The following is a 21,548-nucleotide window of genomic DNA, read 5'->3' as shown; positions in this document are numbered from 1 at the left end:
AAGGCAGAAGGGGAGGCGGAGTCATGAACGACACCTTGGTGACCTTGGTGGGCAACGCGGCGACGGGCGTGGAGTTCCGGGAGACCGCGACGGGCGCAATGGCGCGCTTCCGGCTGGCGGTGACACCGCGCCGCTGGGACCGGGAGAAACAGCTCTGGACCGACGGGCACACGAGCTTCTACACCGTGTTCGCCTGGCGGACCCTGGCACTCAATCTCTCCGGTTCCGTTTCCGTCGGGGAACCCCTGATGGTGCACGGCAGGCTGAAGGTGCGTGAGGAGGAACGGGAGGGGCAGCGCCGTACGTTCGTGGACGTCGAGGCGGTCGCGGTGGGCCATGACCTGACGCGCGGGACCTCCGCGTTCCGGCGGGTGATGAGGGGCGAGCCCGCGCTGACGGCCCGGGTGGGGAGCGCCGACCGGACCGGCGGACCGGAGGAGCCGGACGCGCCGGACGGCCCCGAGGGGACCGGGGCAGCGGCGGAACGCTCCGGGAGCAAACGGTCGACGGGGCGTCAGAAGGTGCGGCAGGAGCTGGTGTCGGCGCCGTGACGGACCCGTGACCGGCCCCGGGCCGGCCGGGGGCGTGCCGGGGAGGGGCGAAAGGGGGGCCGGGGCAGGCCGGAAGCGGGCCGTGGGCGGGCGGGGAGCCGGCCGGGGAGGCGAACGGAAGTGATACCGGCGATAACGATTCCGATTCGGAATGGTTGTACGACGGTATGACGGGGGACTGTTCATTGGTTCGTCCTTAGGATTCCCATTACTCACGGGGCACTTGAGTCGACTGGCGGGGCAGTCCCCACACGCGCATCAGGCGCGGAGGGTCCCGCCCGGAGGGGAATTCTGTGTTTTCTGCTTCTTCAGCGACCGTTTCGTCGTCCTCGGTGACGACGGCCCAATCTCCGAGGCGGCGCGGCATAGCCCGGCTGGCCGCATCGGTGGTGGCATCCGGTCTGGTCATGGCAGGCGCCCTCGCCGGCGCGGGCAACGCGGTCGCCGACGAGACGCCGCAGCACCAGGGCGGCGCGGCCGCGGTGCTCGACGGGTTGAAGACCTTCGACCGCGCCGTGCTGCACACGAACGGCAGGGACCAGCAGCTGCCCGCCGGCCTCTTCGAGATGACCGTCGACGGCGGCGGCAAGCTCAAGACGTACTGCATCGACATCCACAACCCCACCCAGGACCAGGCGAAGTACCTGGAGACCCCCTGGAACCAGACCTCGCTCGGCGGCAACAAGAACGCCGGCAAGATCCGCTGGATCCTGGAGCACTCCTACCCGCAGGTCGACGACCTCGCGGCGCTCGCCAAGGCGGCCGGCACCGGACCGCTCACCGAGAAGACCGCGGCGGCGGGCACCCAGGTCGCCATCTGGCGCTACTCGGACGACGCCGATGTCGACGCGAGGGACAGCCAGGCCGAGAAGCTGGCCGACTGGCTGGAGCGCAGCGCCGTCGACCAGGCCGAGCCCAAGGCGTCCCTCGCCCTGGACCCGTCCGCGGTCTCCGGCAAGTCCGGTGAGCGGCTCGGCCCGATCACCGTCCACACCAACGCGGGCCAGGCATCCGTGACCCCGCCCGCCGACGCCGCCAGCGGCGTCAAGATCACCGACAAGGCGGGCAAGCCCGTCACCGCCGCGGCCGACGGTGCCGAGCTGTACTTCGACGTGCCCGCGGGCACCGCCGACGGCTCCGCCTCGCTGACGGTCCAGGCCACCACCTCGGTGCCGGTCGGCCGGGCCTTCGCCGGTGTGACCAAGAGCCAGACCATGATCCTCGCCGGTTCCAGCGAGTCGACGGTCTCCGCGACCGCCACCGGCACCTGGGCCAAGAAGGGCGCGATCCCGGCCGTCACGGCGAAGAAGAACTGCGCCAAGGGCGGCGTGGACGTCACCGCCTCCAACACGGGTGACGAGGCCTTCACCTTCGAGCTGGCCGGTGCGAAGCACACCATCGAGGCCGGCAAGTCCGAGACGATCACCGTCCCGGTCGCCGAGGACCAGGCGTACGACTTCACGATCACCGGCCCCGGTGGCTTCACGAAGACCTTCAAGGGTGTCCTGGACTGCAAGACCAGCGGCAGCGCCACGGGCGGCACCGAGACCCAGACCGGTGGCGACAAGACCCCGGCCACGTCCGGCGGCAGCTCCACCGGCAGCACCACCGGCGGCTCGGGTGACCTCGCCGAGACCGGTGGCTCCAGCGCCACCCCGGTCATCGCGGGCGTCGCGATCGCCCTCGTCGTCGTCGGCGGCGGCGCGGTCTTCCTCCTCCGCAAGCGCAAGGCGCAGACCACCGCGCAGTGACGCGTCCCGTCGCCCCGCACGCTGATCGCGGGGCGACGGACGGAGGACCGGCCTCCGTGTTTCCCTCCTGACGACGGCCCCGGTACGCAGACGCGTACCGGGGCCGTCGCGCGCTCGCCGTCCTTCCGTTCCGCCTCGTTCCGCCGTCCCTTCGTTCCGCGGGCCCTGCGTTCCGTGGGCCCTCCGTCCGTCCCGCGGTCCCGTCGTGCGGGGGCGGCGGGCCGTTCAGCCGTAGTTCAACTGCCGGAAAATAGAAGGCGGTTGAGATACGTCCGGGTGACCATGGGGTCTGGAGGCGGGCCACCGAACCAGGGGGCCGGTCCGCCCTGTGCGCATCGCCACGGCGATGCCGGATGACGAGGGGTGTCCGAGTGAGACTTCGAAGAACCATCACCGTCCTGTCCGGCGCGGCACTGTCGGCCGCCCTGCTGGTGACCCCGGTCGGCGCGCAGCCGACGGGGACCGTCGGAGCCTCGACCACCTACCAGGTCGACGCACGGCACGACGGCAGCCTCGTCGACACCGCCGTGGGGGCGCCGCCGCTCAGCCGGAAGTGGTCCCGCGACCTGGGCGGGAGCGTCTCCTACCCCGTCGTGGCCGGCGGCCGGGTCTTCGCCACCTCCGCCGCGCCGGAGGGCCACGGCACCGTCCTCCACGCCATCGACGCGGCCACGGGCGAGGACGCCTGGGGGCCCGTCGACCTCGGCGGCACCTACTGGTGGTCCGCGCTCGCCTACGGGGGCGGCCGGCTCTACGCCCAGAACTACGACGGGGTGCTGACCGCGTTCGACCCGGCGACCGGGGCGAAGCGCTGGAGCGTCACGCTGCCGGGGCAGAGCTCCTTCACCTCGCCGCCCACGTTCAGGGCCGGGGTGGTGTACACGGGCGGCGCGGGCTCGGGCGGCACCGTGTACGCGGTGGACGCGGCCGACGGCACGGTGCTCTGGACCCGGCCCGTCGAGTACGGGGACAACAGCTCGCCCGCCGTCACCGCGGACGGGGTCTACGTCTCGTACGGCTGCGAGCAGACCTATGCCTTCGCGCCCAGGTCGGGCGAGCCGCTCTGGCGCCACGAGACGGAGTGCTCCGGAGGCGGCGGCCGCACCCCCGTCCTCGCCGACGGCGGTGTCTGGGTCCGGGACGACGCGGGGATGACCCCGTCGGTCCTCGACACCTCCGACGGACGCCGCCGCGGCGGCTACGAGGCCGACGGCTGGTCGCCCGCACCGGCCTTCGACGGCCGCCAGGGCTACTTCGTCGACGAGGGCGTCCTCAAGGAGCGGCACAGCCGCACCCTGGAGACCCGCTGGACGTTCGAGGGCGACGGCAGGATCAGCACGGCGCCGATCGTCGTCAACGGCTACGTCTACGTCGGCTCGGAGTCCGGCCGGCTGTGGGCGCTCAACGGCGCCACCGGCCAGTCCGTCTGGTCCACCGACGTCGGCGCGCCGATCGACGAGCCCGACGAGCACAACGTGTCCGCACCGCTGACCGGTCTCGGCGCGGGCGGCGGCCTCGTGGTGGTCCCGGCCACCGACCTGCTGGTCGCGTACGGACACTGAGCCGCGCACACGGGCGGCGACGCGCTCGTACGGAACGCGAGCGGTGCGTACGAGCCGTGAGCGGCGTACGCGCGGTGAGCGGGGCGCACACACGGTGAGCAGGGCGTACGCACAGCGGGTGGGGGCGGTCGCCGGGGCGCCCGGCGGCCGCCCCCGGCCCGCCTCCCCCGAAGGAGCGCGGCGCGCCGGGGCAGGTCACGGGCGCCCGGTGATACTGGTTTCCGTCAGGAGGTGGCCGTCAGGCAAGATGGGGTGTATCTGCCCACACATCGATTGCCGGACGGTTTCTCTTGGCTGAGTACATCTACACGATGCGCAAGACGCGCAAGGCGCACGGCGACAAGGTGATCCTTGACGACGTCACGCTGAGCTTCCTGCCCGGAGCGAAGATCGGTGTGGTGGGTCCCAACGGCGCCGGTAAGTCCACGGTGCTGAAGATCATGGCGGGCCTGGAGCAGCCCTCCAACGGCGACGCGTTCCTGTCGCCCGGTTTCAGCGTGGGCATCCTCATGCAGGAGCCGCACCTCGACGAGACCAAGACGGTCCTGGAGAACGTCCAGGACGGCGCCGCCGAGGTCATGGGCAAGCTCAAGCGCTTCAACGAGGTCGCCGAGCTCATGGCGACCGACTACTCCGACGCGCTCATGGACGAGATGGGCAAGCTCCAGGAGGACCTGGACCACGCCAACGCCTGGGACCTGGACGCCCAGCTGGAGCAGGCCATGGACGCCCTGGGCTGCCCGCCCGGCGACTGGCCCGTCGTCAACCTCTCCGGTGGTGAGAAGCGCCGCGTCGCGCTCTGCAAGCTGCTGATCGAGGCCCCCGACCTGCTCCTCCTCGACGAGCCCACCAACCACCTCGACGCCGAGTCGGTGAACTGGCTGGAGCAGCACCTCTCGAAGTACGCGGGCGCCGTCGTCGCCGTCACGCACGACCGGTACTTCCTGAACAACGTCGCCGAGTGGATCCTCGAACTCGACCGCGGCCGCGCCATCCCCTACGAGGGCAACTACTCCACCTACCTCGACAAGAAGGCCGCCCGCCTCAAGGTCGAGGGCCGCAAGGACGAGAAGCGCGCCAAGCGGCTCAAGGAAGAGCTGGAGTGGGTGCGGTCCAACGCCAAGGGCCGGCAGACCAAGTCCAAGGCCCGTCTCGCCCGTTACGAGGAGATGGCGGCCGAGGCCGACAAGATGCGGAAGCTGGACTTCGAGGAGATCCAGATCCCGCCGGGCCCGCGGCTCGGTTCCATCGTCGTCGAGGTCGAGAACCTCTCGAAGGCCTTCGGCGACAAGGTCCTCATCGACGACCTGTCGTTCACGCTGCCGCGCAACGGCATCGTCGGCGTCATCGGTCCCAACGGCGCGGGCAAGACCACGCTGTTCAAGATGATCCAGGGCCTGGAGACCCCGGACACCGGCTCCATCCGGGTCGGCGACACGGTCAAGATCTCCTACGTCGACCAGTCCCGCGCCAACATCGACCCGAAGAAGACCCTCTGGGCCGTCGTCTCGGACGAGCTGGACTACATCAACGTCGGCCAGGTCGAGATGCCCTCGCGTGCCTACGTCTCCGCGTTCGGCTTCAAGGGCCCGGACCAGCAGAAGCCGGCCGGTGTCCTGTCCGGTGGTGAGCGCAACCGCCTCAACCTCGCGCTGACGCTCAAGGAGGGCGGCAACCTGCTGCTCCTCGACGAGCCCACCAACGACCTCGACGTCGAGACCCTGTCCTCGCTGGAGAACGCCCTCCTGGAGTTCCCGGGTGCGGCCGTGGTCATCTCCCACGACCGCTGGTTCCTGGACCGCGTCGCCACGCACATCCTGGCGTACGAGGGCGACTCCAAGTGGTACTGGTTCGAGGGCAACTTCGAGTCGTACGAGAAGAACAAGGTCGAGCGCCTCGGTGCGGACGCGGCCCGCCCGCACCGCGCCACGTACAAGAAGCTCACGCGAGGCTGATCGTCTTGGCTCGTCACCTCTACCACTGCCCGCTGCGCTGGTCGGACATGGACGCCTTCGGCCATGTCAACAACGTGGTCTTCCTCCGCTACCTGGAGGAGGCCCGCATCGACTTCATGTTCCGGCTGGCGCCGGGGGACGGTTCGCCGTCCTTCGCGGGCGGCTCCGTCGTGGCCCGGCACGAGATCGACTACGTGCGGCCGCTGGTCCACCGGCACGAGCCGGTGACCGTCGAGTCGTGGGTCACGAAGATCGGCGCCGCGTCGCTGACGATCGCGTACGAGATCAAGGACCCGGACCAGGTCTACGTCCGGGCCTCGACCGTCGTCGTGCCGTACGACCTGGCCGAGGAGCGGCCCCGGCGGATCTCCGCCGAGGAGAAGCTCTTCCTCCAGCAGTACCTGGCCGAGGAGCCCGCCGCAGCATGACGGTGCCCGTACGGTCGCTGGAGTTCGCCGACACGAGGGAGGCCGCGGATCTCGCGGCCTTCCTCGGCCGGCTGCTCCACTACGACCGGGCCGCCGCCGTGCGGATGCAGGCGGGCGGCGGTGCGCTGGCCGTGTTCGGCAGGCCGCCGTCGTTCGAGGTCCTGGCGATCCGGACGGCCCGGCTGGCCGTGCCGGACGACTTCGACCTGACCGTCTCCGCGGGTGAACTCCTCGAATCGCTCGGGGAGTCCGCCCACGCGGGCGCGATCCCGGCCCCCGTCACCGGGCCCCCGTGGACCGGTGTCCTCCCGCCGCGCGGCGGCTGGCGGGAGCAGCCGGGCCTGCCCGGCCCGGCCTCCCTGCACAAGGCGGTCACCACCGCGGTCGCGGAGTTCCGCTCCCGCGACGCGGCCCTGCCCGAGGACCGCCGCACCAGGGCGGAGCGGGATCTGATCGGCCGCGAGATCTGGTCGCGGACGGTCGCCGGCACCGGACTCCCGCTGCGGGCCGTGCACGCCGCCCAGTCCCTCGGCTTCCTCCGCCCGGCGCCGGACTTCCCGGTCGCCCTGCTCGCGGCCGGATCCTGGCTGCGGCTGCGGACCCCGTTCGGCTCGGTCGCCCTGCGCGGTCCGGGCGGCGGGCTCGGCACCCTCGCGGTGACGGTCGGCACGGGCTGAGCGAGCGCCCCGAGGGCCCGCCCCACCCGGTCGGGGCCCGTGCCCGTGGTCGGAGGACCCAAGCAGCCGGGGCCCGGTCCTAAGCGGTCAGGGCCCGGTCCACCAGCCGGAGGGTGGCCAGGTTCTGGGCGTCCTGTGCCGGGTCGCCCATCCGCAGGGAGAACGTGGCGCTGGTCGCGGCCCGCGCGCCGTCCGGCGTCACCCCGCTCTCGGAGACGATCCCCAGATGGGTTCCGCCGTGGAACCAGACCCCGCCCCTGCTCCCCGCCACCGGGCGCCAGGCGATGCCCAGCCCGTAACGCACCCCCGGCGCCGCACTCCAGTCCTCGGCCACCACCGTCTCCTTCATCGCGGCCAGCTGGACCGGGCGCAGCAGCCGCCCGCTCATCAGGGCGCGCAGGAAGACCCCGTGGTCGTGGGTGGTGCTGACGACGGAGCCGTCCGCCCCGCCGCCGGAGGCCAGTGTGGTGTCCGTCGGCTCGGCGCGGCCGGGGAACCAGGTGTACGCGGTGGCCGTGGGAGGGGGCAGGTACGGTGAGGTCCCCGGGGTGAACGTGTGGCGCAGGCCCAGGGGTTCGATGATCCGGTCGTGGATCTCCTGCGCCCAGGGGTTGCCGGTCACCTCCTCGATGATCAGGCCCGCCACCACGTAGTTGGTGTTGGAGTAGCCCCAGCGCCGTTCCCCGGCGGGTCGTCGGGGGTCCGGCAGCCACTCGGGCGGCCTGCTCAGAGCCGCCTTCAGCTGGTCCTCGGGGGCCGTGGCGCGGAACCGGGACCGGCGGTAGCCGTCCGGGGTGAACGCCTCGGCCGCGTCCGGCGAGACGGCGAGGTAGTCGTTCAGCCCGCTGGTCTGGCGCAGCAGATCGGCGACCGTGATCCGGCGGCCGTCGTTGCCGTTGCCCCGCACGGCGCCGGGCAGCCACCGATCGACGGTGTCGGTGAGCGCGAGCCTGCCCTCGCCCACCAGCTGGAGGGCGAGCGTGGCCGTGAACGTCTTGGTGTCGCTGCCGATCCGGTAGGAGGCGTCCCAGGGGACCGGGCGGTCCGGGGTCCGCAGAGCGGCGGCTCCGGCACGGGCCGTCGCCCGGCCACGGGCGCTCTGCACCTCGGCCAGTACGCCGGTGGCGCCGGTGGCCAGGACCGCGTCCACATCGCTCTGGAGACGGCTCCGGGGGCCGGACCCGCGAGGGCGGGGCTCGGCGGCCGCCGCCGCGGGGCCGGACGCGCCGGTGAGCAGGGCCGCTGCCGTGGCCGCCAGGCCCGTACGTCTGCTGATCACCGGTCCTCCCCGGCGCGCTCGCAGGTCAGGTCGGCGCCGGGCAGTGCGCCGTCGCGCAGATAGCGGTTCACGGCGTCGTCGGCACAGGGGACGGGGGTGAGGCCGTCGAGTCCGCGCCCGTACACCCCGTGCGAGCGGATGTCCGCCGTCACCAGCCGTGAACCGGTCAGCCGCCGGTGCAGGGCCAGGGCCCCCTCGTAGGGGACGTTGTTGTCCCGCCGGGCCTGGAGCATCAGCACGGGTACGTCGTTGCCGATCACCGTGGCGGGCTCGCGGGACCCGCTGGTCCAGAACGCGCACGGGGCGATCATGCCGTTGACGAGCGGCCCGAAGACGGGCTGGGCGGCGCGGCTGCGCTCCATGTTCCGCCAGTACGTCTCCGGGTTCTTCGGCCAGCCACCGGCCGGCCAGCCGCGGTCGCCGCACATGAAGAGGGTCCCGCCCAGCATGCTGTCCGCCAGCTCGGGCGAGGCGAGCAGCTCCAGCAGACCGGCGAGCTCCGGGCCGGGCTCGACCGGTCGGCCCGCCGCCGCGTCGGTCAGATCGCGCACGGTGCCGGCGAGCGCCGGGTCGTACTCCTCGTGCTGGATGAACTGCCGCAGCACCAGCCGCAGCAACGACGCGTCGAGCCGGACGCCGGAGACCGTGACCGGGTGCCGCTCGGCCCCGTCGAGCAACCGCTGGACGCCCGACCGCACCCGGGCGGGCGTGCCGCCGAGGTGGTAGGTGCCGTTCCGCCGCGCGGTCCACGCGGCCCAGGCGTCCAGTGCCTCTTCGAGCGGCCTGCCCGCCCGCTGGAAGAGTTCGTACTGGGTGGCCGTCGGGTCGGTCGAGGAGTCGATGACGACGCGGTCGGCGCGGCGGGGGAACATCTGGGTGTAGACGGCGCCCAGATCGGCGCCGTAGGAGACGCCGTAGTACGACAGCCTGGGCTCGCCCAGCGCCGCGCGGATCGCGTCCATGTCGCGGGCGACGTTCCTGGTCGTGGCGTGCGGCAGGAGCCGGGCGTTGTCCCCGTGTTCCTCGCAGCGGCGCGCGGTGTCGCGGGCGGACCGTACCGACCGCTCGAAGTCCTCGCGGCGGGTGGTGGCCGGGCCGGGCGCGGGCTCCGGGGCGGCGGGGTCGCAGACGACGGGGGTGGACTCGCCGAGGAAGCGGGGATCGAAGCCGATCAGGTCGTAGCGGTCCGCGACGTCCTTCAGCGCGGGCCGCAGATACAGGGTGTTGGCGAGTCCCGTGCCGCCCGGACCGCCCGGGTTGGAGAGCAGGACGCCGCGGCGTCCGCCGTGCTTCGCGCGGGCCCCGACGCGGGAGATCGCTATCTTGATCGTCGGGCCGCCGGGATCCGCGTAGTCGAGGGGGACCGTCACCTTCGCGCACCGCGCGCCCGCTTCGTTCAGCTCCTGCTGCTGCGGCGAGCAGGGGCCCCAGACGAGTCGCTGGTGGGCCGGTGCGGCGGGGGTGGCGGGGGTGGCCGAAGCGGGCACACCGCCCGCGAGTAAACCGGTCAGGCCGAGACCGGCGGTGAGCAGGGGGGCGACGCGCATCGTGCTCCTCGGGATCAGGTGGATGACTCCCGCACGACGCTAGGGGCGTACGCGGTGCGAGAACATCGGGCCACCCGGCCGAAGCGCCCTGGGGCCAGCACCACCCCGCCCCCGGAGGGGAGGGCGCCGCCCGCCCCCTCAGGGGCGCGGCTGCTCGTCCGGCCAGACCCCGATGTGGTCGTGCTCCAGCTCCAGCATCACGCGGTGCTCCATGCCGAGCGCCTCCGTGTAGTCGGCGGGCAGTTGCAGCCGTCCCGCCCGGTCGAGCATCGCGTACTCCCGGGCCACCTGGGACTCCAGGCCCGTCGCGGCGTCGACCTCGGTGCGGCGCAGCACCTCGGAGGAGGTACGGCCGTCCCGGATGGCGACCGTGCGGCGGACCTCGTCGGCCACGGCCTGGTCGTGTGTGACGATCACGATCGTGGTGCCCAGCTCCTCGTTGGCCCGGCGGAACGCCGCGAAGACCTGCTCGCCGGTGGCCGAGTCGAGCTCGCCGGTCGGTTCGTCGGCGAGCAGCACCGACGGGTTGTTGGCCAGCGCGACCGCGATCGCCACCCGCTGCTGCTGGCCGCCGGAGAGCTGCTGCGGGCGCCGGTCGCGGCACTCCGCCACCTCCAGGATCCGGAGCAGTTCCTCGGCGCGCGCGGCCCGTTCGGCGCCCCGCATCCGGCCCCGGCCGCGCAGCTGCATCGGCAGGGTGACGTTCTGCACGGCGGTGAGGTACGGGAGCAGATTGCGGGAGGTCTGCTGCCAGACGAAGCCGACGACGTCGCGCCGGTAGCGGAGCCGTTCCTTCGGCCCCATCGACAGCAGATCGCACCCCGCGACCTTCGCCGACCCGGCCGTCGGCACGTCCAGGCCCGCCAGGATGTTCATCAGCGTCGACTTGCCGCTGCCGGACGCCCCGACCAGGGCCATCAACTCGCCCTCGGTGACCAGGAGGTCGAGGCCCTGGAGGGCCTGCACCTCCACCCCGTCCGCGGAGAAGATGCGGACCAGCCGGTCGCAGGCGATCAGCGCGTCGTGCCCGTACGAGGGCCGGTCGCGGCGCGCGTTGGCGCGCCGTTCGAGCTCGGCGAGGCTGAGGCTGGTGTCGTCCGACGTCGACGTCATCGGGGGTCTCCTGACCTGAGTTCGGTGATCGATCCGCGGCGGCCCGCCCACCACGCCTGGACGGCGGCCGCCCCGACGGTGAGGACGACCACGCCGAGCGCCGGGAGCGTGAGCGACCACGGGTCGGACCGCAGCGGGGCGGCGTCCGGCACGGCGGTGCCCGGACCGTTGAAGAGCGCCAGCCCCGCGAGGTCGACGCCCGCGGCCAGCAACCCGATCGTCGCCCAGCCGACCAGCAGCCCGCCGAGGGCCGCGGGCAGGGCATGCGGCAGCGACTCCAGGACCAGCAGCCGCCTGCTCTGCCGCGAGGTGAGGCCCATGGTCCGCAGCCGGGCCAGCAGGGCGGTGCGCTCCGGCGAGGAGCGCAGCAGCGACAGCAGGACGGCCAGCAGGGCGTAGCCCGCCCCGGCCACGACCGCCGCGGCGTAGATGCCGCCCGCACCCCGCTGCATCGGGGTGTCGACGAAGGTGGCCCGTTCCTCGGCGCGCAGCCGTACGGAGATGTTCTTGCCCGCGTCCCGGACCATGGCCCGCAGCGCCTTCGGGTCCGGGTCACCGGCCACCAGCAGGGTGGTGGTCCACTGCCGGGTGAGCGCCGCCGTGTCGACGATCAGGAACTCGTGGTCGGGGACGGCGGCGGTACGCGGCAGGGTCCCGGCCACCCGCACCCGGAGGTCCCCGGCCGGGGTGCTCATGTCACGCGGCCCGTCGCCCAGATCCGCGGCGACGGACGGCGACGTGATCACCGGCACGACCGCGCTCCCGGCCCCGTCCTTGTTCCCGGCCTTGTCCTTGCCACCGGGCGCCCGCAGCCGGTCGGCCGGGAACGTCCCCAGGTCCACCGAACGGGCCAGCTTCGCGTACGTGTCCGGGTCGACGCCCAGCACGACCGTCTTCTTCACGCCGCTGCCGTCCGCGCCGGGCGGCAGCGGCACCCCGGTCACCACCTGCACCTCGGCCACCTGCCGTACGCCGTCCGCCGCCCGGACCTCCCGGAGCAGGCGGGCCGGGAGCTGCGCCGCGTCGAGCAGCCCGCTGATCCGGGCGTCCGCGCCGACCGTGAGCACCGCCGCCCGGTCCCGGGCGTCCGCGATCCCCGCGAGGACCGAACCGCCGAACGCGGCCGTGGTCAGCGCCAGCAGCAGCGCGAGCAGCGGCAGCGCACCGCCCGCCGGACTCCGCCCGGCCCGGGTCAGCGACAGGAAGCCCACCGCCCCGCGCCGCCGGGCGACGGCCCGCGAGGCCAGCCGCAGCGGCCACGGCAGCAGCCGCACCAGGACCAGCGCCCCGATCAGCCCGACGAGCACGGGTGCCGCGCTGAGCAGCAGATCGCCGCCGTCCGCCGCACCGCGCCGCCGCAGTCCGGCCACCGCGCCCACCGCCAGCACCAGCACGGTGAGTTCGGCGACCGTACGCAGCCGGGACGGACGGGCGTGCATCAGGTCGTCGCGGGTCCCGGGCAGCCGCGGCCGCCGGTGCGGCAGCACCGCGCCCACCGGCACCGCGACGCAGATCAGCACAGCGACGGCGACCGGCCCCGCCACCGAGGGCCACGGCCGGGCCGATCCGAAGAACGGCAGCGCGGCCAGCAGCCCCAGCACGGCCGCAGGCGCCGCGACCACCGCCGTCTCGGCCAGCAGCCGCCCGCCCAGCCCGGCCAGCGAACCGCCGCGCGCCCGCAGCAGCGCCAGTTCCTCCCGGCGCCGCCCGCCGACCAGCCCGGCGGTCATCAGCAGCACCACGGCGGCGACGGTCCCGGCGCCCACGGCGGCCACCGTCACGACCGGCTCGATCGCCGCGCGCAGCGTGTCGTACCCGGCGAGGATCTCGTCCAGGTCGGTCCGGAAGGCCGCGTCGTCACCGGCCATCCCCCGCAGCCGCACCAGCCCCGGACCGTTCTCCAGCGCGGCGAGCGCCGAGCGCAGCCCCGGCACGTCGGCGGCGGTCAGCCCGGCGGTGTCCGGCGCGAACCGCCAGAACATCTCCGGCTCGCCCGTGGAGCCGAGCAGCGCGGGCGCGGCGTCCTGCGGCAGCAGCACGGTCGCGGTCCAGTAGTAGCGCGGCGGGTCGAGGCTGGGCGGGGTCGTCTCCGGCTCCGGCACCAGGGCCGGGGTCCGGAAGAGGGGCTCGGCCGACCAGTAGGTGCTCCGGGGCGCCCTGGGGGCGACGATGCCGGTGATCCGTACGGTCAGATGCTCCCCGGCCCGGGTCGGTACGGAGATCGTCGCGCCGACCACGATCCGCAGGGCCTTCGCCGTCTCCTCGGTGACCACGCCCTCCACCTCGTCGGCGCCCTCGGTGACCGTGCCGTGCACGGCGGCCCAGGAGCCGGAGCGCAGGGCGGCATGGCCGCGGAGGTCCGACACGGAGGCGTAGTTCAGCTGCGGGTCGGCCCCCTCGGGCCGGGCCAGCCACGGCTCCAGCGCGGGTGTCGGCCGGCTGGTGCGGAAGCCGTACGCGGAATCGGCGGCACCGGGCCGCACCTCGGCGGGCAGCGCGCCGCGCACCTTGTCGTGGACGGTCTTCAGCGCCGCGCCGCGCACCGCCGCCTCGCGCTCGGCCGGGGGCAGCTGGAGTCCGGGCTGCGGGCTGTTCAGCTCCAGGACGCTGCGCGCGGGGTCGGCGGCGGTGATGTCGTGGTGCAGCCCCTCGATCGCCTGGTGCTCCACCGCGCGCGGGAAGAGGGCCGCGAGGAACGAGGTGACCAGCACCAGCAGCGCCAGCGACCAGGCGGTGCCGGGCGCGGTACGCAGCCGGGTACGGACCCAGGGCGCGTCGGCCGGGTGGTGGCCGGTGCGGACGGAAGGCGGAGTCATGTCAGCTGTCCCCCTGGACGCGCAGCGAGGCGGCGGGATCGGTGCGACGCAGGGCGAGGAACACCACGGTCAGCAGCGGCAGTACGGCGACCCCCGCCAGCAGCGCGACGATCTGCCCGGCCGGCAGTTGCACCAGCACCCCGGGCACCGGCGCGGTGGCCCGTCCGGTCAGTACGACGAGCGGGACCACGGCGCGGTTCAGCACGGCCCCGAGCACCGTCCCCACCAGCAGCGCGATCGCGATCAGTACGCCCTGCTCGGCCGCGATCATCCTGGTCAGCCGCCGTCGCGGAGTGCCCAGCGCCCTCAGGACGGCGAACTCCGCGGCCCGCTCCCGCTGCGCGCCCACGGCGCTCACCGCGAAGCCGACCGCGGCCAGGGCGGCGGCGACCACCGCCACCGCGGGCAGCGCGGACTGCGGCCCGGCACCCAGCGGATCGCCGACCAGCTCCCGCGCGATCTCGTCCCGCACCAGAACCTGTGCCGGATCGGTGTCGGGCCGCGCCCGCAGCGCGGCGGCGGCCTTCGCGGCCTGCCCGGGGGCGGTGCTCAGCCACCACTCGTTGGCGGTGAGCACGGCGCCGGGGCGCTGCGCGAGGACCTGGCCGACGGCCCGCAGGTCGAGCAGCAGGGCGCCGCCGTCGCGGTCCTCGGCGCGGCCGGAAGCGGAGTCGTCCGATCCGGTACCGGTGGTCGGCAGCCGGTGCACCGAGTCCACGATCCGCACCCGGAGCGTCTCCCCGGCCAGCGTGACATCGACGCTCTGGCCCTTCTTCGCTCCGGCGGCCTTCAGATACGCGTCGGTGACGACGGCCTTCGGCATCGGGGCCTCGGGGCGCGGTGCGGTGACCCGTACGGAGAAGGCAGGCGTGTAGTTCCACGTGTTGGGCGCGGAGCCGGTGTCGTACCCGACGGTCAGCGGGCTCTTCGCGGAGGCCGTGGCGTCCACCGCCTCGCCCGCCTCCGGCTCGCCACCGTTGCCGGTGCCGGTCAGCTCGGCGCGCCAGCCGAACCCCTCGGGGACCGGGACCGGGTGCTCGGTGCCCTCGGCTGCCGCGGTCCGCAGGGAGCCGATGCCGAGCCGCTGGTTCTCACCGGATTCCCCCGGGCCGGTCGGCCGGTTGCCGCTCAGCTCGAATCCGGTCACCGCGAACCCGCCTCCGGCGGACACCGCGAAGTCGACCGGATGTGCCTTGCCGTCCACGGGCACGGTCCCGGCCGCCACCCGGTAGGGCAGGCCGTAGCGGTCCTCCAGCAGCACGGCGAGGACCGGGTCGTCGGCCGTCGTCCGGTGCCCGCCGGCCACCGTGATCCGGGCGTCGAACCGGAGCCGCTCGCTGTGCTCCGGCAGCACCAGCCCGGCCCGCGCGCTCCTCGGCGCGCCGAGCGGCTCGAACAGCCGGGCGGGCGGCCGGTCGCCGAGGTCGTCGCGGATCAGCATCCGCTCGGCGGCGTGCGCGGTGTCCAGGGCGAGGACCGCGGCGGTGCGGTTGCCCGAGAGCTCGGTGGTGGTACGGAACGCGGGGGCCGCGGTCCGTACGCCCGGCAGCCGGGCGTACTGGCCGGACTTCGCCGGATCGTCGTCGGCCCCGGTCAGCACGCGCAGCGACGCACCGGCCCGGAAGTCCGCCTGGTCCTGCTGCGAACGGTCCCAGGAAGCGCTCTGCCCGACGGCCAGCATGCCCATCGCCACCGCGAGGACCAGCAGCAGCACGGGTCCGGCGTTGCGCAGCGGGCGCCGGCTGAACTGCCAGCCGGACAGGGCCGCGATCAGCCCCCGGCCGCCCGCCGCGGCGCGCTCCGCGAGCCGGGCCGCGGGCGGCAGCAGCCGCAGCGTCAGCACGGTGCCCGCGAGCAGCAGCAGCGCGGGCGCCGCGACCAGCAGCGGATCGATCCCGAGTCGGCCCTGCCGGTCCCCGCTCAGCACACCGCCGCCGCCGACCTCCGTGGCCCGGCGGTCGAGCTGCCAGTAGGCCACCCCCGCGATCACCAGCAGGCCGAGGTCGGCCCCGGCCCGCAGCGGCGCGGGCAGGGACGCGGCCCGGCCGGACCGGCGGTCCCCGGCACCCGCCGCCAGCGCGGGCGCCACGACGGCCAGGGCGCAGACGAGTGCGGTGACGACGGCGACCAGCCACACGGCGGGGGTGGCGCTCGCGTCGAGCCGCAGTCCGATCCGGGACAGCGCGCCGCGCCCGGCGAGCAGCCGGGTCAGCGGCTCGGCCAGCAGCGGGGCGACGAGCGCGGCGGGCAGCGCGAGCAGCAGCGCCTCGATCGCGGCCAGCGCCGTGATGCGGCCGCGCGAGCCGCCCCGGGCCCGCAGCACCCGGGTCTCCCCGTCGCGCTCGCTGCTCAGCAGCCGGGCCACCAGCAGCAGCGCGTACCCCGCGAGCAGCACCAGCTGGACGGCCACGATCATCAGCGTCGAGCGGGAGACCAGCAGGGCCTGGTCGATCTGCTCCAGCACCTGGGGGAGCGAGGTCCGCGCGGTGGCGCCGCTCTTGAACTCGGGGGCGGCCGTCACCGTCTTCGGAGCGGCCGTGGCGGCGTCGTGCAGCGCGTCGATCCGGCCCGTGGTGACCGTACGGAAGTCGGCGGCGGCCAGCCAGGACATCGTTCCGGAGCTGACCCGTCCGGAACCGGTCACACCGGGGGCGGTGAGCAGCGGGCCGTAGGTCGTGAAGGCGAGCCTGCGGATGCCGCGCCCGCCGAGCTCGTCCAGCTGCCAGTACGGATCGGCCGCGTCGGACACCTCGTACACGCCCGTGACCAGGACGCGCAGCGGCTTGTCGGTCAGCCGGTCGGTGAGGGTGATCCGCGCACCGGGGCTCAGCTTCAGCGCCTCGGCGGCCGTCCTCGGCAGAGCGACCTGGACGGGCCCGCCCGGCTTCCCGCCGTCCGCCGCGGGCATGCGTCCGGCGGCGATCCGGACCCGGCTGCGGTCGAGCGAGGCGAAGTGGGTGAGATCGGGCTCGCCGTCCCCGGCGCGCGTGGCCCCAGGCGCGGGCGGCAGCGCGTACGCCCCGGAGGTCTCCAGGGTCCGGACCGTGACCGGAAGGCCGTCGAAGCCCTCGCGGGCCGCCTTCCGGGCGATCGCGTCGGCCGCCTCCCGCTGTGCGGGCGCCACCTGAGCGGACATCACGAGGGAGGCGTCGGCCGCCGAGCGGTGGGTGAGGGCGTGGCGGAGCGCGGCGTCGCCCACGGAGCCGGAGAACGCGGTGAGCGCGGCCAGCACCGAGGTGGTCAGCAGTACGGCGAGAACGGCCGCGGAGAGCAGGAGCCGATGGGCCCGCACCCGGAGAAAGACGAACCCCGTCACTCGCGCCCCCCTGGGCCCTCATCACACGACGCCCCCCGGCGTTCCATGGATGCTTTCAAGGCTCAGGGGCTCTTGGAAACCGCTTGCGTGCGTACTTGATGCGATTGTGATCGTTTATCGGTGAGGGAGGAGCGAATTCCGCTCTTTCGTCGCGGAGAAGTGAGGGGAGGTCAGCCCTCGGTGTTCACCATCGACGCGGCGGCATACGTCAGGTAGTCCCACAGCTGCCGCTCGTGCTCCGGCGCCAGCCCGAGTTCGTCGAGCGCCACCCGCATATGGCTCAGCCAGGCGTCGTGCGCCGCCCGGTCCACCCGGAACGGGACGTGCCGCATCCGCAGCCGGGGGTGCCCGCGCCGCTCGCCGTAGGTACGGGGCCCGCCCCAGTACTGCATCAGGAACAGCGCGAACCGCTCCTCGGCCGGGCCCAGATCCTCCTCCGGGTACATCGGCCGGAGCAGCGGATCTCCTGCCACACCCTGGTAGAAGCGGTGCACCAGGCGCCGGAAGGTCTCCTCGCCGCCGACCTGCTCGTAGAAGGTCTGCTCCTGAAGCGTGTCGCGCGGAATCTCAGTCACCCGTCCATCGTCGCAGACGCACCGGCCGAGGACCCGGGTCCTAGGACCCTTCGCCCGGAAGGGGCCGGACCCGCGTGCCCCGCTCCCTGATCCGGCCCGATCCGGACAAAGGACCCGGGGCCGTCCGGCAGCGCGGTGACCCGGCGGCCCCGGTCCGCCCGGCTTCCTGGCTCCCGGGCCGTCGGCGCAGGAAGGTGGAGGTATGGACGCGCACACCGACCGGTTCGCCGCGGCCGCCGCCGAGGAGCGGTGGGCGATGGTGCGCGCCATCGTGGCGGGCGGGGCGCTGGCCGACCCCGGATGGCGGGCGGCCTTCGAGGAGGTGCCGCGCCATCTGTTCGTGCCGTACTACTTCGCGGACGGCGGCCACGAGCGCCTGTGGTGCGAGGACCCCGACCCGGACCGGCGGGCCCGGTGGCTGCGCGGGGCGTACGCGGACGGGCCGCTGGCCACCCGCGTCCGGGACGGCGAACTGATCTCGTCGAGCAGCCAGCCCTCCCTGATGGCCCGGATGCTCGAAGAGCTGGACGTGCACGAGGGACAGCGGGTCCTGGAGATCGGCGCGGGCAGCGGCTACAACGCGGCGCTGCTCGCCCACCGGCTCGGCGACGACGCCGTGACCACCGTCGACCTCGATCCGGAGATCACCGAGTCGGCCCGCCGGCACCTGGCCGCGGCCGGGTACCGCCCGGCGGTGATCACCGGGGACGGGGCACGGGGCTGGCCCCCGCGCGGCCCCTACGACCGGATCATCGCGACCTGCACCCTGCCCTGCGTCCCGCAGCCCTGGCTGGAACAGTGCGTCCCGGGCGCCCGGATCCTGGCCCCGTTCGCCACCGGGCTGATCGCACTGCGGGTACGGGAAGGGGCGCACGGGAAGTACGCCGAGGGCAGGTTCCTGCACACGGCGGCCTACTTCGTACCGCTGCGCGGCGGCCCGGTGCGCAGCGCGCCGCGCCCGCGGACCGGCGCCGTGCCCCGGCGCATCAGCGAGAACGATCTCTTCCGGTTCCTGCTGGCGCTCACCGGGGCCACCCTCGATCCGCACGAGGCCCTCTCCCTCTGGCGGCGCGAGCACCACCCCGAGCGGGAGAGGTTCGGCATCACCGTCACCGACGGGCGGCAGTGGGCCTGGCTGGACGACCCCGCGGGGCCGTACGCCTGGCCACTGCCCACCGCGTGAGGCGGTCAGTCCCGGCGGACCGTGATCGTCGTCCACGCCCCGACGTGCACCCGGTCGCCGTCCTGGAGCGGGACGGGGACATAGGGCTGGATCGGGTCCTCGGCGCCGTTGAGCGTGGTGCCGTTGGTGGAGTTCTGGTCGACCACGGCCCAGCCGCCGTCGGGCTGCTGCACCAGCACCGCGTGCTGGTGCGAGACACCCGGATCCTCCGGCGGCACCGACAGGTCGATGTCCGGGGACTCGCCGGTGCTCTGCCTGCGGCGGCCGATGGTGATCTGGTTGCCGGACAGCGGAAGCTGCTGCTCCGGGGAGTACGCGGGCAGGTTCAGCCCGGTCGCCTCGGGGCCGCTGCGCTGCATCATCGCCAGGAAGTACTCACGGTCCGGGGCGATGACGGCGGTCCAGCTCGCGGACGACTGGTTCTGCGGCTGCCCCGGGAACGGCGGCTGCTCCCGCTGCGGCGCCGACTGCTGCGGCGGGCCCTCGGTACGGGACGGCGGCGACAGCATCCAGTCGTCGTCCCCGCCCTGCGGCCCCTGCGGCGGGGCGGGCGGCTGCGGCGACTGCTGCTGCTGAGGGGCGGGCGGCTGCGGAGCCGGCGGACCGGGCTGCTCGAACGCGGGCGGCGCCGACTGCTGCTGGAACGGCGGCGCGGACTGCTGCTGGAACGGCGCGGGCGGCGCGGACTGCTGCTGGAAGGGCGGCGGAGGCGGCGGACCCTGCTGCTGGAACGGCGACGGGGGCGACTGCGGGCCCGGACCGGGCGCCGGGGGGCCGGGACGGTTTCCCTGCTCCGGGGAGAGCGGCTCGGCCGGACGGTTCACCTGCGAGGGCCGCGAGCCCTGGTACTCGAACGGATCGCGCCGCTGCTGCGGGGCGGGCGGCTGCTGGGCCTGGAAGCCGGGCGGCAGGTTGAGACCGGGCGGCGGACCGGGAACGCTGTGGGCCGGGGCCAGCGGCGTGTACGACGTCGCGGTGTTCGTGAGGAAGTTCCAGCGGCACTCCTCGCAGAACGGCGCCATCGCCTCGCGCGGCGTACGGCACTGCGGGCAGAGTTCCGCCTGCTGGGTCGCGTCGGCTCCCGGGCCCGGCGGCGGGAAGCCGTAACCGGCGGCGGGCGGCGGAGGCGGCGGCGGGGGGACCGCGCCCGCAGGCGCGCCCGCGCCGGTCATGCGATGGCCGCAGACCTCGCACCAGTCATCGGAACCCGACTGGTGTCCGTTCGGGCAGGTCGGCATGTCGGCGCTTCCCCCTCTCCTGGGCCGGCCCCGGGGCCGGCGTATTGTCCAGCTCTTCGCCCCCGGCGGATCGCTCCGGCCCGGCGGTTCGGTCGTGTGGCTCTGTGCTTACTTCTTGACGCGGACGGTCTTGGTCGAGCGCGTTTCGAGAGTCATCTCGTCGGCGTCCGCGACCTTTGCCTTCAGTCGCACAGTACCGGTCGCCGCGTCGACGACGTCCACCACCTTCGAAAGCAGTTTCGCAGTGTCCTCGTTCCCGGACACCGACGCCAGCTGCACCGCACGGCCCAGTTTCGCGGTCGCGCCGTCGAAGTCTCCCGACTTGCGGGCATCGAGCCCCTGCTGGATGACCTGTGCCAGTTCGGCCTGGCCGGTGTAGTGCGCGACCTGCGGATTGATCGAGGTGGAGGCCACCATGTCCTCGGTCCACACGGCCCGGACCAGGCCCTGCGAGAGGGTCTGCGGGGCCCCGCCCGCAGGGTCGGGGAGGACCAGCGAGACCCGGCACGCCAGCATTTCCTGGCCGATTCCGGCCTGCGGCACGGTCACGCACACGTGATAGTCGCGGGACTCGTCGCCCCAGGATCCGGTGGGGTAGTCCCCGGCGCGGGGGCCCGCCTCGGTGCGTCGGCCGGTCAGGTCGACGACCGTGGGCGCGACCTGCTTCACGAAGGTGATCCCGACCCCGACGGGCGTCCAGAGCCGCAGCGCGACATCCGCGACCTCCTTGCCCATCGCGTTCTCCATCATCCGCGTGAAGTCGGCGGCGAGCCCCGCGGGGTCGGCGACGATGTCGGCCGTGCCGAGCAGCGCGGAGGCGATCGCTGTGACTTCTTTCACCTCCCAGTCGGTGCCGACACCGCGGGCGTCGCAGGTGAAACGGCCCGCGCAGGATTCGAGCGCGGCCCGCAGGTCCTCCGGCGCCTCGTGCTCGTTGCGGCCGTCGGTGAGCAGGATGCCGTGCCGGATGCTCACATCGGCGGCGCCGAGCAGCCGGTCGGCCAGCCGCAGCCAGGTGCCGATCGCCGTGCCGCCACCGGCCTTGAGCGACCGCAGGGCCTCCTTCGCCTGGGCCCTGGTCCGCGCGTCCGCCACGGCGAGCCTGCCGTTGCCGGGGTAGACCTCCCTGGCGACATGCGTACCGTCGACGACGGCGAAGGAGGTGCCGTCGCGCAGGGTGTCGATGGCCGCGGCCGTCGCGTCCCGGGCGTTGCGCATCTTCGTCGGCGGGTAGTCCATCGAACCCGAGCAGTCGACCATGATCACCACGGCGGCGTCCGGTGCCCGGCCGACAACGCGCGCGGGCGCCGGGGCGCCACCGGACAGCGGGACGCCACCGGTCGTCCCGCCCCCGGTCGAGGTGACCGTGACGATCGCGTTGACCTCGCGCCCGCCTTCCGGCAGGTATTCGTTCTGGTACACCTCGACGGAGAACTGCGGCACGTTCGACTTGGAGAAGTTGGCCATCTGGTCGGCTCCTTGGGACTCCAGATGTCGGATGAAGACAGCTGAGAGGGAAGAAAAGCGGGCGGAGGCAGCGGTGCCGGGTCGGTCGAT

15 protein-coding genes are annotated in these 21,548 nt (G+C 73.9%); 7 read left to right on the top strand and 8 right to left on the bottom strand.

Annotation, left to right across the window (positions count from 1 at the left end):
- Positions 1-23: 23 nt before the first annotated feature.
- The 6 genes from ACFVFH_RS04420 to ACFVFH_RS04395 all read left to right on the top strand — a co-directional run bounded on the left by ACFVFH_RS04420 (position 24) and on the right by ACFVFH_RS04395 (position 6,924).
- The gene (locus ACFVFH_RS04420) at positions 24-551 is read left to right on the top strand and encodes a single-stranded DNA-binding protein (RefSeq protein WP_383763170.1); all 528 of its coding nucleotides are present in this window, start codon (positions 24-26) and stop codon (positions 549-551) included.
- Between the two features lie 293 nt (positions 552-844).
- The gene (locus ACFVFH_RS04415; protein ID WP_383763167.1) at positions 845-2,302 is read left to right on the top strand and encodes an LAETG motif-containing sortase-dependent surface protein; all 1,458 of its coding nucleotides are present in this window, start codon (positions 845-847) and stop codon (positions 2,300-2,302) included.
- A gap of 371 nt (positions 2,303-2,673) precedes the next feature.
- Positions 2,674-3,864, top strand: coding sequence for a PQQ-binding-like beta-propeller repeat protein (locus tag ACFVFH_RS04410; protein ID WP_383763164.1), 1,191 nt, complete (start codon positions 2,674-2,676; stop codon positions 3,862-3,864).
- Between the two features lie 290 nt (positions 3,865-4,154).
- The gene (gene ettA / locus ACFVFH_RS04405; RefSeq protein ID WP_383763161.1) at positions 4,155-5,819 is read left to right on the top strand and encodes an energy-dependent translational throttle protein EttA; all 1,665 of its coding nucleotides are present in this window, start codon (positions 4,155-4,157) and stop codon (positions 5,817-5,819) included.
- Positions 5,820-5,824: 5 nt separating this feature from the next.
- On the top strand, positions 5,825-6,247 hold the full coding sequence (locus tag ACFVFH_RS04400; protein WP_383763158.1) for an acyl-CoA thioesterase: 423 nt from the start codon (positions 5,825-5,827) through the stop codon (positions 6,245-6,247).
- Positions 6,244-6,924, top strand: coding sequence for a hypothetical protein (locus ACFVFH_RS04395; protein WP_383763155.1), 681 nt, complete (start codon positions 6,244-6,246; stop codon positions 6,922-6,924). The genes ACFVFH_RS04400 and ACFVFH_RS04395 overlap by 4 nt, the downstream gene beginning before the upstream one ends.
- Before the next feature lie 79 nt (positions 6,925-7,003).
- Here ACFVFH_RS04395 and ACFVFH_RS04390 read toward each other — a convergent pair whose 3' ends face one another.
- The 6 genes from ACFVFH_RS04390 to ACFVFH_RS04365 all read right to left on the bottom strand — a co-directional run bounded on the left by ACFVFH_RS04390 (position 7,004) and on the right by ACFVFH_RS04365 (position 17,570).
- Positions 7,004-8,203 carry a serine hydrolase domain-containing protein gene (locus ACFVFH_RS04390; protein ID WP_383763152.1) on the bottom strand — a complete coding sequence of 400 codons (1,200 nt, stop codon included), beginning with the start codon at positions 8,201-8,203 and terminating at the stop codon, positions 7,004-7,006.
- Complete coding sequence (locus ACFVFH_RS04385; protein WP_383763149.1) at positions 8,200-9,750, bottom strand: alpha/beta hydrolase; 1,551 nt, start codon at positions 9,748-9,750, stop codon at positions 8,200-8,202. The genes ACFVFH_RS04390 and ACFVFH_RS04385 overlap by 4 nt, the downstream gene beginning before the upstream one ends.
- 138 nt (positions 9,751-9,888) lie before the next feature.
- A complete protein-coding gene (locus ACFVFH_RS04380) occupies positions 9,889-10,863 on the bottom strand; it encodes an ATP-binding cassette domain-containing protein (protein ID WP_383763146.1) in 975 nt (324 codons plus the stop codon).
- Positions 10,860-13,679, bottom strand: coding sequence for an FtsX-like permease family protein (locus ACFVFH_RS04375; protein ID WP_383763143.1), 2,820 nt, complete (start codon positions 13,677-13,679; stop codon positions 10,860-10,862). The genes ACFVFH_RS04380 and ACFVFH_RS04375 overlap by 4 nt, the downstream gene beginning before the upstream one ends.
- Before the next feature lies 1 nt (position 13,680).
- Positions 13,681-16,995, bottom strand: a complete 3,315-nt coding sequence (locus ACFVFH_RS04370; protein WP_383763140.1) for an ABC transporter permease — start codon at positions 16,993-16,995, stop codon at positions 13,681-13,683.
- Positions 16,996-17,165: 170 nt separating this feature from the next.
- On the bottom strand, positions 17,166-17,570 hold the full coding sequence (locus tag ACFVFH_RS04365) for a globin (protein ID WP_383763137.1): 405 nt from the start codon (positions 17,568-17,570) through the stop codon (positions 17,166-17,168).
- A gap of 202 nt (positions 17,571-17,772) precedes the next feature.
- Between ACFVFH_RS04365 and ACFVFH_RS04360 the strand changes: the two genes are divergently transcribed.
- On the top strand, positions 17,773-18,753 hold the full coding sequence (locus ACFVFH_RS04360) for a methyltransferase domain-containing protein (RefSeq protein WP_383763135.1): 981 nt from the start codon (positions 17,773-17,775) through the stop codon (positions 18,751-18,753).
- Between the two features lie 5 nt (positions 18,754-18,758).
- On the opposite strand, the gene ACFVFH_RS04355 is transcribed toward ACFVFH_RS04360, so the two are convergent.
- Complete coding sequence (locus ACFVFH_RS04355) at positions 18,759-19,991, bottom strand: FHA domain-containing protein (RefSeq protein WP_383763132.1); 1,233 nt, start codon at positions 19,989-19,991, stop codon at positions 18,759-18,761.
- 108 nt (positions 19,992-20,099) lie between these two features.
- Complete coding sequence (locus ACFVFH_RS04350; protein ID WP_383763130.1) at positions 20,100-21,458, bottom strand: VWA domain-containing protein; 1,359 nt, start codon at positions 21,456-21,458, stop codon at positions 20,100-20,102.
- Between the last annotated feature and the right edge of the window lie 90 nt (positions 21,459-21,548).

The organism is Streptomyces sp. NPDC057697 (assembly GCF_042799335.1).
Lineage (GTDB): Bacteria > Actinomycetota > Actinomycetes > Streptomycetales > Streptomycetaceae > Streptomyces.
Note: the sequence above shows the minus strand (reverse complement) of the source record. Positions and strands in the feature narration are given on the sequence as shown.

Coding starts and splice junctions, on each gene's coding strand:
- ACFVFH_RS04420 (WP_383763170.1), top strand. CDS start 24: ATGAACGACACCTTGGTGACCTTGGTGGGCAACGCGGCGACGGGCGTG.
- ACFVFH_RS04355 (WP_383763132.1), bottom strand. CDS start 19,991: ATGCCGACCTGCCCGAACGGACACCAGTCGGGTTCCGATGACTGGTGC.
- ACFVFH_RS04350 (WP_383763130.1), bottom strand. CDS start 21,458: ATGGCCAACTTCTCCAAGTCGAACGTGCCGCAGTTCTCCGTCGAGGTG.
- ACFVFH_RS04385 (WP_383763149.1), bottom strand. CDS start 9,750: ATGCGCGTCGCCCCCCTGCTCACCGCCGGTCTCGGCCTGACCGGTTTA.
- ACFVFH_RS04375 (WP_383763143.1), bottom strand. CDS start 13,679: ATGACTCCGCCTTCCGTCCGCACCGGCCACCACCCGGCCGACGCGCCC.
- ACFVFH_RS04395 (WP_383763155.1), top strand. CDS start 6,244: ATGACGGTGCCCGTACGGTCGCTGGAGTTCGCCGACACGAGGGAGGCC.
- ACFVFH_RS04380 (WP_383763146.1), bottom strand. CDS start 10,863: ATGACGTCGACGTCGGACGACACCAGCCTCAGCCTCGCCGAGCTCGAA.
- ACFVFH_RS04360 (WP_383763135.1), top strand. CDS start 17,773: ATGGACGCGCACACCGACCGGTTCGCCGCGGCCGCCGCCGAGGAGCGG.